Origin of the sequence: Akkermansia sp. 54_46 (genome assembly GCF_001917295.1) — a bacterium.
In the GTDB taxonomy this organism is placed as follows: Bacteria; Verrucomicrobiota; Verrucomicrobiia; order Verrucomicrobiales; family Akkermansiaceae; genus Akkermansia; species Akkermansia muciniphila.
The window spans coordinates 1-9,241 of sequence record NZ_MNUD01000012.1 but is presented as its reverse complement, the minus strand read 5'-3'; the positions used below and the strand labels follow the sequence as shown (position 1 = coordinate 9,241).

General features: G+C 52.7%; 14 protein-coding genes. 1 reads left to right on the top strand and 13 read right to left on the bottom strand.

The genetic code is table 11. The features are described 5' to 3' along the window. Positions 1–116: 116 nt before the first annotated feature. The 13 genes from BHW66_RS02715 to BHW66_RS02655 form a co-directional block, all read right to left on the bottom strand. Positions 117–1,151, bottom strand: a complete 1,035-nt coding sequence (locus BHW66_RS02715; protein WP_146018763.1) for a hypothetical protein — start codon at positions 1,149–1,151, stop codon at positions 117–119. Between the two features lie 21 nt (positions 1,152–1,172). After that, positions 1,173–1,643, bottom strand: a complete 471-nt coding sequence (locus tag BHW66_RS02710; protein WP_155844488.1) for a class I SAM-dependent methyltransferase — start codon at positions 1,641–1,643, stop codon at positions 1,173–1,175. Next, positions 1,640–2,410, bottom strand: a complete 771-nt coding sequence (locus tag BHW66_RS02705; RefSeq protein ID WP_343124354.1) for a DNA cytosine methyltransferase — start codon at positions 2,408–2,410, stop codon at positions 1,640–1,642. Before BHW66_RS02705 ends, BHW66_RS02710 begins: the two co-directional genes overlap by 4 nt. After that, positions 2,407–3,252, bottom strand: a complete 846-nt coding sequence (locus tag BHW66_RS02700) for a hypothetical protein (protein WP_286688871.1) — start codon at positions 3,250–3,252, stop codon at positions 2,407–2,409. Before BHW66_RS02700 ends, BHW66_RS02705 begins: the two co-directional genes overlap by 4 nt. A gap of 346 nt (positions 3,253–3,598) precedes the next feature. Next, positions 3,599–3,964 (bottom strand): hypothetical protein, encoded by a 366-nt coding sequence (locus tag BHW66_RS02695; RefSeq protein WP_286688870.1) that lies wholly within the window; start codon positions 3,962–3,964, stop codon positions 3,599–3,601. Next, positions 3,961–4,905 (bottom strand): PD-(D/E)XK nuclease-like domain-containing protein, encoded by a 945-nt coding sequence (locus tag BHW66_RS02690; protein WP_286688869.1) that lies wholly within the window; start codon positions 4,903–4,905, stop codon positions 3,961–3,963. Before BHW66_RS02690 ends, BHW66_RS02695 begins: the two co-directional genes overlap by 4 nt. Before the next feature lie 28 nt (positions 4,906–4,933). Next, positions 4,934–6,034, bottom strand: coding sequence for a hypothetical protein (locus tag BHW66_RS02685; RefSeq protein WP_286688868.1), 1,101 nt, complete (start codon positions 6,032–6,034; stop codon positions 4,934–4,936). A gap of 80 nt (positions 6,035–6,114) precedes the next feature. Beyond that, on the bottom strand, positions 6,115–6,552 hold the full coding sequence (locus BHW66_RS02680) for a hypothetical protein (RefSeq protein ID WP_217730610.1): 438 nt from the start codon (positions 6,550–6,552) through the stop codon (positions 6,115–6,117). A 142-nt stretch (positions 6,553–6,694) separates the two neighbouring features. After that, positions 6,695–6,913, bottom strand: coding sequence for a hypothetical protein (locus BHW66_RS02675; RefSeq protein ID WP_286688867.1), 219 nt, complete (start codon positions 6,911–6,913; stop codon positions 6,695–6,697). 70 nt (positions 6,914–6,983) lie between these two features. Continuing rightward, positions 6,984–7,151: a hypothetical protein gene (locus tag BHW66_RS02670; protein ID WP_155844557.1), complete on the bottom strand. Its 168-nt coding sequence runs from the start codon at positions 7,149–7,151 to the stop codon at positions 6,984–6,986. Beyond that, positions 7,148–7,297, bottom strand: coding sequence for a hypothetical protein (locus BHW66_RS02665; protein WP_155844558.1), 150 nt, complete (start codon positions 7,295–7,297; stop codon positions 7,148–7,150). Before BHW66_RS02665 ends, BHW66_RS02670 begins: the two co-directional genes overlap by 4 nt. 311 nt (positions 7,298–7,608) lie before the next feature. Continuing rightward, entirely contained in the window at positions 7,609–7,902 is a 294-nt protein-coding gene (locus BHW66_RS02660) for a hypothetical protein (protein WP_286688866.1), read from the bottom strand. After that, positions 7,899–8,099: a hypothetical protein gene (locus tag BHW66_RS02655; protein ID WP_286688865.1), complete on the bottom strand. Its 201-nt coding sequence runs from the start codon at positions 8,097–8,099 to the stop codon at positions 7,899–7,901. Before BHW66_RS02655 ends, BHW66_RS02660 begins: the two co-directional genes overlap by 4 nt. A gap of 292 nt (positions 8,100–8,391) precedes the next feature. Between BHW66_RS02655 and BHW66_RS02650 the strand changes: the two genes are divergently transcribed. Beyond that, positions 8,392–8,991 (top strand): S24 family peptidase, encoded by a 600-nt coding sequence (locus tag BHW66_RS02650; RefSeq protein ID WP_286688864.1) that lies wholly within the window; start codon positions 8,392–8,394, stop codon positions 8,989–8,991. The last annotated feature ends 250 nt before the right edge of the window (positions 8,992–9,241 follow it).

Sequence of the window (9,241 nt, the reverse complement as noted above, 5' to 3'; positions counted from 1 at the left end):
CAGCCCCAGCAGCCGCATCACGGCGCACATGGTAGGCTGGAGCGGAGGCGTCACCCCGCAAGCGGCGCAATCTCCCGCCAGCACAATCAGGTGCAGCATCTTCCTGTCTTTGATATTCATTCGTCACCTCCTATTCCCATTTCCTCCCGTAGAGATGCAATTTCTGCCGCAGCGTCCACGACATCCACAACAGGCCCTTCCGGCTGCCGTGGTTCTTCGGGTTTTGGCTTCTTCCGAGCGGATGCCGGCTTCCAGCGTGTTTCCTTCGCCCACCTATCGGCATGCGTCAAAACGTCGCCGAAGCACTCCCAAAACTTCTTACGGCTGTCCGGGCGCCAAAAAGCTTTCTTCTTGCAGTCCTCCGTCAGTCCTGACGCGTAATAATCCCTCAACATCTCCATGTCTCGTGGCGTTACCCGGCCCTGTGCAGACCGGTACGCCTCAAGCGCGGCTGCCTGCTCAATGGCAGTTGGCATTGTCCGGGACCATGAAGGGTTGATTTCCAAACAGGCAGCCATGAACCTGGCGGCACTAGGAGAAGCCCCCAGATCCGCGTGATTGTCGGCGCAGCGCATCCCCCGGACGTCGTTCAGGCGTTCCCGGTTCGGGAAAGACTGGGCAGGCAGCACAGGAGCAGCGGGCGCTTCTTCCCCCGGTGTACTGTCCACCGTAGTAGTTTCTCCCCCTATATTCCTTTCTTCCTTTCTTTCTTTCTTCCGGTTTTGGATGTTGGCCCCTACATTGGTTCCTATTTCGGTTCCTACGTCGGTTAATTCAGAAACCAACGTAGGTTTCTCTTCGGTTTCCATGTCGGTTTCAACATGGGTTTTCTTGGGGCGCCCTCCGAGCTTGCCATTTTCGCGGGCAATAACTCGCTTTCGCTCAAGAAGCTCTTGTACGCCTCCGGGGTAGCCAAAAACAACAAGGTTGTCTCCGTCGAAGTGGTAAAGTTCCCCGCCGTTCATGACTTCCTTGTCCATCACCCCGCAGGTCTGCATCCAGCGGCGCATGCCCCAGGAGCGGCACCCCTCAATGATTCCGCCGTTCTCTTGGGTGCAGCACCACGCCAACAGGGCAATCCATGTAGCGCGCTGGATTGGTTCAGCTCCGATGAATTCAGGGCTGGAAAACAAGGCTGTTGGGATGTTCATGTATTCCATATCAAAAAAGCGTCAGTTGGGGGTTGTAGATTTCATAAAGACCAGGAAGACGGTCTTCCCGCGGCGGTGTCCGAACAAAGGTTCATGGCTGGCCAGTTTCAGAACTTCCGCGGTTGAAACCTGATCCTCGCACCACTTGAACACCAGAATGCCGCCCGGTTCCAAAACCCGGAAACACTCCCGGAAGCCGGATTTCAAATCCTCCCTCCAGGTTTTCTGGTCCAGTTTTCCGTACTTCTTGGCCAGCCAGGATGATTCCCCGGCGTGAATCAAGTGCGGAGGGTCGAATACCACAAGGCGAAACGCCCCGTCGTTGAAAGGCATCTTCCGGAAGTCCCCGACGACGTCCGGCTTGATTTCCAGGGTTCGCCCGTCGCAAAGCATGTGCGTTTCCTCCCGGCGGTCCATGAACACCACGTCAGGATGGCGGCGGTCAAACCAGAACATGCGGGAGCCGCAGCAGGCGTCAAGAATGGCTTTCATTCCCCCTCCTTTCCTTCTTGGAATCTGCCAAGCAAAACCCGGAATGCAGTTGCCGCCACTGCAGGAACTTGCCCGTTGCCAAGGGCTTTAAGCTCGTCCACTTCTGGGGCCACCCCATCATCAGGGCGGCGAAAGACGCTGACACACACATCCCCCTGACTCGCTTCCCACCGCTCCTGACATAGAGATATGCCAGGTAATCTTCCAAATTCCCTTTTGGTTTGCCTTCCTCCGCTCTCTTCCAACACAGTCCATATTTGGCGATACATGCACGCATGGTGGGCAAGAAGCCATAATCTGGCGCGGCGATGGGGTAATCCAACGGCGTCAGCTCCCAGCACACACCATGCAGCATCATACCCGATGCGGGCAAGGTCACCGAGGATTCTGGCAAGTCCTCTTCCCACAAGCAGAGGTGAGTTTTCCAGGAATGCGAATTCCGGTCGTACTTCATTGATAATTCGGTGCATTTCCCGCCAGAGGCCGGAGCGGGCGCCGTCAATGCCGGCGCCTTTTCCTGCGGCTGAAATGTCCTGGCACGGGAAGCCTCCAGATACCACGTCAACAAGGCCGCGCCACGGTCGTCCGTCAAAGGTTCGTACGTCATCCCAAACCGGGAAAGGCGGGAGTAAGCCGTCATTCTGTCGGGCGAGCAGTACGCTTGCGGGATAGGGTTCAAGTTCGACAGCGCAAACGGTGCGGAATCCGAGCAGCTCGCTTCCAAGTATGCCTCCACCAGCGCCCGCGAAAAGATGTAGCTCATTCACTCTCCCTCCTTTCCATTCATCAGGTTAAATTCTGGCTGTTCCCACATGACTCCACACTCACACGGCATTCGAAAATCGGAGGGTCTCACCAAACCTTGAAGGTAGTCTTGGCGGAGTTGAGATAGAGGATAAAATATCTTTTCCCCGTTAACAGTTCTCCTTAAAATGGTATTATGTTTCCCGGTTGAATCTCGAAATCGTTGTTCCATCCTTTCATGGAAGGCAAACCTCTCCGGCATCTTTTCCAAAAGATTTACAAAATGACCAATACCCGCTTTGAAACAAAAACCGCCGCAATTTGCATGGTTAAAACCCATGTCGTATAACCTTGGAAGCCTGACATTGTATCCTTCCAACCAGCTTTTAATCTCGCAGTAGGAATAAGGTTTTTCAGCCAGTGGAAACCACCAGTTCCATTCCGGTTTGTTTTTTCGGAGCCTTTCACACCGTTCTATTTCTTCAATGTTAAACCCAATAACGATACGAGTTTCTGGTGTGCAATGCTTACGCATCCATGTGTCTAGCGGTTTACGTTTGAGCAATATTGAGCAAAATCCCACGCGGGAATTTGCCATCATGCCCTCTCCGCCTGAACCATCCTGCCCAGTACACAGTTCCCACGGAGTAATATAAGCATCCGGATTTTTCGCTCCTTTATGGCCGCGCATACGGACAATGTGAAGCTGGCATCCCAAGGCACCCGCACCTTGGACGATAAAGCGGTAATTATCTTCATCTTCGATCCCGGTGTCGGCGAAGACTAAATCTACTTCGTCCGGCCCATACTGATCAACGGCTAACTTGGCTGCACCCCAAGACATAAGGCCACCACTGTAATTCACACAGACTTTCACTCATCCTCCTTTCTTGGCTCCCAGTAAACAGGCCATCCTTCATGGACGCAGGCTGCGCAGAACTTGTACTGCGTTAGCTCATGTTTACAGTTCGAGCATCTCCGTCGCATAGGATGCACCCACGCCCTGCATGCGGCCCGCTTCCGGCGGACGTCACCGATAACATTGTACAACTTAAAGTCGTCCCATAAGCCTCCGCGAAATTGGAGTGGCAGCTCGTGATATTCCATTTTAAATCGTATTCGGGCATTATTGCGAATCCTTTCAATTCTGGTTTCGAGAGTTTCGACTGCTTTTCCGTATTCGTAAAAAGCTTTCTGTTCAGGCGTCAGTTTCATGCGAGCCTCCTTTCAAACACGATTTCCACCTGTCCGGCGCGTCCCAGGTCGTGAATCCGCTCAATCCCGGCGCAATCCAGCGTCCTGTCGTCAATGCCCATAGCCTTGCAGCGCGCCAGGCAATTATCCGCGTCCGGCTTCGGTCCCTTGAAAAACCAGATCACCCGGTAATGCGTCGGTTGCATCCTCCGGCCATTCAGGGCTTCACAAGTCCTGCCCCAGGCTATATTCCGGGCGCGGCTCTTGGCAGCCGTCTTCTTATAACCGGCCACAATGGCCCCCCTCTGTGTGAGAGGGGCCTTGGCATTGGGGGACAAACACCGGGGAGTGTGGGGCAAAGAAATGGTCAGCGTGGTCATCATGCCGCACCTCCTTCCCATCCCTTTTTAAGTTCCCAGCGCGGAATGCGGAAATACCGCGGCAAGGCCACAGCCCCCGGATAAATCCCCGTCGCCACGCACTCGGCGTACTGGCGCAGGGCGGTCATATACTGCCCCCGGTAATGCTCCAGGGCCTCCTGATCCATCCGCACCTCGGAAATGCAATAGGGAGCTGCCGACTCCATGAACACAAACATGAAATTCCGGCGTATCCCGAAAATCGCTTCATACAAATCGCAATACAAGGCAGCCTGCCAGCCGTACCCGTAGCGGGCCATATCCCGGTCAATCAGGCCGGAATCCTCCACGGGCGTGGAAGTCGTCTTCATATCAATAATCGGCATCTCTTCATCGTGAGGAAGAATGTCAATCATCCCCGTAATCGTAATCGGAACCGGAGGCTTGTCCGGCGCGTACTCAATGAGCAGCGTCTTATACATCGCCACCTGGGAATCAAACGAATCCCCCAGCACCAGCCCATGTTCGGTTCGCAGGTAATTATTGAAAATCCCCACGGCCTTCTGCGCTTCGGCGTACTCCTCTGGCGTCAGCACGGCTCCCCCACGGTCGGCAAACGCCGCCCAGCGGGCTGCTTGCCCGTCGTCCTGCTTCGTCTTGGACACGGAGCCGTTCTTATTCACCCCCGGCAGCCACTCTTCTACGAGATACTGATTCTGGAACTGATCCGGCGTCAGGGCCAGACAATCCACCAGGGAACCAAACCGGAACCCCTGGGAAACCTTCTCAATCCCTTCATCCTGCCGATACTTCCATTTATAGGGATTCCGGGCGAAATCCGTCAGCATGGACTTGGAGACACAGTGAGGAATCCCCTTCTTGGAATCGTGGTACGCCTGCGGATTATCCACCCGGCCACAAGCCTCGCCGAAAGTCGCAAAGCCCGATAAATCTAAAACATTCATAGCTAAAGATCCTTGCTATCCTGCATGCTTACTTCCCGGAGGCCCCCACCCAGGCAACCACCTGGTTGAAATTCGCCACCAGCCACTCCAGCGTCTTGGGCGGGAACGTCTCTTCCCGGCTGGCTCCCTGCACGTAATAAATCTGCCGGCCCCGGCAGAAATTCACTACCTGGGGCATCGTCACGCCGTGGTCTCGCAGCAGTTTTTCCAGGTCTGCCACGCTCACGGCAGATTCCGGCTCCAGCTTCAAATCATCAGTAGGAGTGGGCGAAGAAACCACTTCCGGTTCAAGGGGCTTTTCTTCCTGCCTGGATGCCGCCGCCACTGGCGGAGGTACAGCGGCGCCCGCAAGAGGATTGCCGGCCTTCGGCTTCTGCGTTCCGGCTTCCGGAGTAGCATTCCGCATTTCCCGTCCGTCTTCCACTTCGCCGTCGGAAATAATCGTGTCGGTCAGGTGGGAATAAAGCCATGCCTTGGCCTTCCGCTCGGCCTTGCCAATAATGGCATCCTGGCTCATGCCGTTATTTACACGGATACAGAACTCAAGAGTTTCGGAATCCGGGACTCCCTTGAACTCCCAGCTCATATCGACCCTCACCAAACCTTCCCGCTCAATCTTCTGGTACTCCTTCCCGCTCTTGCTGATGCCGGAAGTGGAAGACTCTTTGATTTCGGCGGGATGGTAAACCATCTTCAAATTGGTCAGGCCGTCCAGGTTCTTCAGCAGGTAGGTCATGCCTTCCTTGGTCACATACGTGCGCCCGGCAAGGATATTCCACTGATTACCTACCGGAGAAAGGCCCATGCAGGTGGCCACAATCAGGCATTCCCTGACCGCATCCACGCCATAGGTCACGCCTTCTTTGTATTGTGTCGCAGCGCACTCGTCCGTGCGGAAGCCGAGCTGGGAGCCTTTCAGCTTCATGATGGATTCCATGATGGGGGGAGTCAGGGCGTCGCGCAGCCGGTTCATGGCAATGCCCATGTTGATGGCCTTTTCAAAGCTGCCCTTGCAGCTCAATGCCTGCTGGGCTTCCAGGGCCAGATTGTCCAGGCTGACAGCCAGCTCGGTGGACTTGGAGGGATCCATTACTTTCTCTTGCCGTGTGGCTTCACTTGGTGTATTCATAAATCGTTACTAATTGTAATTTTACAGGTTGCATTCGTAACAGGCCGGGGTTCGGTTGCCGCCGTCCCCGGCCAACTGAATCAGTCTTCGCATTCCTCGCACTCGCATCCAGCGATTCCGAGCATGGTGGCAATGGGATTCATCCGATCCTTCATTTTCGTTTTTTGCTGTTGTTCAAGGAACAAACGGACGCCTTCTCCCATAGTTTTTACATTGCCCTCAAAGCATTCGCCTGCTTTGAGAAGATAGCCGAAAGCGCTCGTCCACCCGTAAACTTTGAAATTCATTCTCTCAGACTGAAAAACGGAGCTGGAGGGTTCTAATATGTGCCGAGTTTTTCTTTCTTCCGGGACCTCCAAAAAGGCGGAAAAAATAGCGCGCCCATCGTAACGCTTAATCAAATCAACAAGGTTATCAAGCGCGGCGCTGATTTCTTCTTTTGTGGATGCAACAGTATCGCAGCAGCAGGCTTCGTCCGGCGTGCAGGACTGCGCATTCTTTTCTTCGGTATTGTCCATTGTATTGGTATTCTATTGGTTATTGCTTTCCACGATCCGCGTGGGGCGGGACGGTTTTTCCAAGCCGTCAAAAGCTTTCATGGGAGTGGGAGACTCCGGGCAAAACCCGGAATGCGGGCTCTTGCCGGCCTGCAGCTCGGCGTTATCCAGCTCCACCGCCAGCCAGAACAGGCACGCAGCGGGCCCGGCGGAACTGCTTGCCGTGCACCTTCATCTTCCCCTGCTTGCCCCAGTACAGGATCTCGATCACATGCCCCTTGTCCTTCAACTCATGGACGGTCCTCTTGATCACATCCCGGTCGGAATCGTACATCAGGGCCAAGGTCTTGCAGTCGTAAAACTCTGATTCAGGGTAGGTCATAATATTTTCATTGTTAAAGTTCGTGCCAGCCGAGCAGCTTCAATTCTTCGATTAGATCTTCTTCCATGGTTCAGTCGTCGTAGTGTCCGTCGGGGTTGTCGCACTGCTCGGCGTGATCCACTTCCCACTGGTCAATCGCTAATTCCAGCTCGTCCTTGAGGCCCTCCGCTTCCCGGATGGCGACGTATTCGCCATTCACCCGGATGCACCGGTCTTCGTCGTCGTATTCGATAATCATGCCCGCTCCTTTCTCATCTGATCCAGGGTTCTGTTTACCTGGCGTATGATGTGTTTCTCTCCCAGGCTGATACCAAGCATCAACGCGGACAGGTAGCCTGCCAGGTTAAGCAGCGTTACAACAATAAATTCAGTCCAGTTCATCATGGGTTATTTGTTAGTGATTGATATTGGTTGTTATTACTTAAATAAAAAGGAGAGCCTGCCAATGTAACGCCTTGGCTTTGAATGTGCTCGTATTGCCCAAATTCATGCGCATGCCGGCTCATTATTCTTGAAGATGAAAGCTGTCAGGCTACTATTCCGTTATGCCTAAATTCATCACAATAGAAGATTCTTCTGGTCGTCCCCATATCGTGAATGTGGATTACATTGCGCTGATTAAGAAGCGCTCCGACGGGACTTATGATTACATCCTCTCCATCCCTAACGCGAATGCCAGATTCCGCGTTATTCATTCAAACTACCTCCTTTCCTTCTTTACATCTGGCAACAATCATTAGTTTCTCTTTCCCCCATTCAGGGCAAGAGACAGCCAATACCAGGAAACCTTTCCCCAGAACAGGGGAAGGACAGGAACTTATTCTTTCAAACTCGCGTATTTCTCCATCTACTTCGAGGAAAATGGGGCCGAAAGCGGAACAGCTCTTGTCCCAGTCATCTGCTTCTTCCTTGGTCAATATCCGGGCGTTCTTCGGTAATTCAGTATTTGTATTCATGGTTCTTTCTTGGTGGGAGGTTTTCATGTTCATGCTGCCGGCTTCTTGGGGTTCTTCGGGCGGGGAAGGTTGCTAGCCGTGGTCAGGTGAACACGGAATCCCCTGCGGAATGATTCTCGTTCAATGATGCGGATAATAGCTTCCGAAGGCTTCAATCCTTCTTCCGCTTCGGCCAGCAGATGGCTCTTGCAGCCGTCCGGTAATTTGTCTAAGTCGATTTCTGTTTTCATCTATTTCCGTAACTGATGGCCTCAAATTACAGCGTATAACTGAATATTTCAAGATATATTTTCAGCATAATACTGAAATTGCTAGGTAACAAGGTGTTGACATATCAGCAAAATGCTGTAATATCAATGCATGACGACAACAAAAGAAGACGTAAAAAAATGGCTCAAGGTTATTGGTAGAGACAGAGAATGGCTCGCTAACCAATGTGGAGTTTCCAAGCGTCAGGTAGATAATTGGCTTTCGTCATCCATCAATATTCCCGCAAAGGCTATCCTTGTTATTCAGCGTCTTATGAACGGAGAAGCCGAATCCTCTCCCCGCATCGTCATCGACTTCACAGATGAAGAATGGGACATTATCTGTGAGGCCGCTAAAGCCCACAAAGAAACCTTCCTGGAATTCGTCAATACCGCTATTCAAAATGCCGCCAAAGAAAAAGAGGCAGCCCGCAAGAAGTTTACCCCGGTAGAAACATTCACAGCCCCTCCCTTGGAGGCTCAGGGACGAATCATCGGCAACATTGCCGCCGGCAATCTGGCGGATGGAGACACCATCCCGCAGGACATCTGGTTATACCGTGAACTGGAAAAAGGGGAATACCTGCTGCGCGTGAACGGTCACTCTATGGAACCTTCCATTCCGGACAGCTCCGTGGTCATCATGAAAAAATACACCATCCCCCCCATCCCCAAACCTGGAACCATTGTTCAATACCATGATGAACGCGGCGTGACACTCAAAAAACTGGTCCGCAGGAAAAACCCGGAAACCGGAAAAATGGAATACGTATTACATCCACTCAATCCCGACTTCGGAGACATCGAACCCATGGACGGCGGTAAAATCTCCGGCATCTATGTGGAAACCCTGGACAGGTGGGAGAAAGCTTGACGCACCGGGTAAATGTGCTATAGGTAAATCATCTTTTTTATTTTCCGCTAGCCGTCCACGTTGGGAAACGCGGGCGGTTTTTTATTGCCATTACAGCCGTGTACAGTAGCATCCTCCCAGAAAAGTGCTCCTGTTCAGCCCTTGGCCTCCGGGTCAGGGGCTTTTTTGTTAAATAGCATTATTGCGCTTTCTTCAAATCTAATAGTTGTACTTGCCTCTTATAATCTTCCCATATATCAGCCAGTGCATG

What these genes read in the sequence shown, in the direction of transcription:
- BHW66_RS02685 (WP_286688868.1), bottom strand. Translation starts at nt 6,034, where the DNA reads ATGAATACACCAAGTGAAGCCACACGGCAAGAGAAAGTAATGGATCCC.
- BHW66_RS02650 (WP_286688864.1), top strand. Translation starts at nt 8,392, where the DNA reads ATGAACGGAGAAGCCGAATCCTCTCCCCGCATCGTCATCGACTTCACA.
- BHW66_RS02715 (WP_146018763.1), bottom strand. Translation starts at nt 1,151, where the DNA reads ATGAACATCCCAACAGCCTTGTTTTCCAGCCCTGAATTCATCGGAGCT.
- BHW66_RS02680 (WP_217730610.1), bottom strand. Translation starts at nt 6,552, where the DNA reads ATGGACAATACCGAAGAAAAGAATGCGCAGTCCTGCACGCCGGACGAA.
- BHW66_RS02665 (WP_155844558.1), bottom strand. Translation starts at nt 7,297, where the DNA reads ATGATGAACTGGACTGAATTTATTGTTGTAACGCTGCTTAACCTGGCA.
- BHW66_RS02660 (WP_286688866.1), bottom strand. Translation starts at nt 7,902, where the DNA reads ATGAACATGAAAACCTCCCACCAAGAAAGAACCATGAATACAAATACT.
- BHW66_RS02710 (WP_155844488.1), bottom strand. Translation starts at nt 1,643, where the DNA reads ATGAAAGCCATTCTTGACGCCTGCTGCGGCTCCCGCATGTTCTGGTTT.
- BHW66_RS02675 (WP_286688867.1), bottom strand. Translation starts at nt 6,913, where the DNA reads ATGACCTACCCTGAATCAGAGTTTTACGACTGCAAGACCTTGGCCCTG.
- BHW66_RS02690 (WP_286688869.1), bottom strand. Translation starts at nt 4,905, where the DNA reads ATGAATGTTTTAGATTTATCGGGCTTTGCGACTTTCGGCGAGGCTTGT.
- BHW66_RS02655 (WP_286688865.1), bottom strand. Translation starts at nt 8,099, where the DNA reads ATGAAAACAGAAATCGACTTAGACAAATTACCGGACGGCTGCAAGAGC.
- BHW66_RS02695 (WP_286688870.1), bottom strand. Translation starts at nt 3,964, where the DNA reads ATGATGACCACGCTGACCATTTCTTTGCCCCACACTCCCCGGTGTTTG.
- BHW66_RS02670 (WP_155844557.1), bottom strand. Translation starts at nt 7,151, where the DNA reads ATGATTATCGAATACGACGACGAAGACCGGTGCATCCGGGTGAATGGC.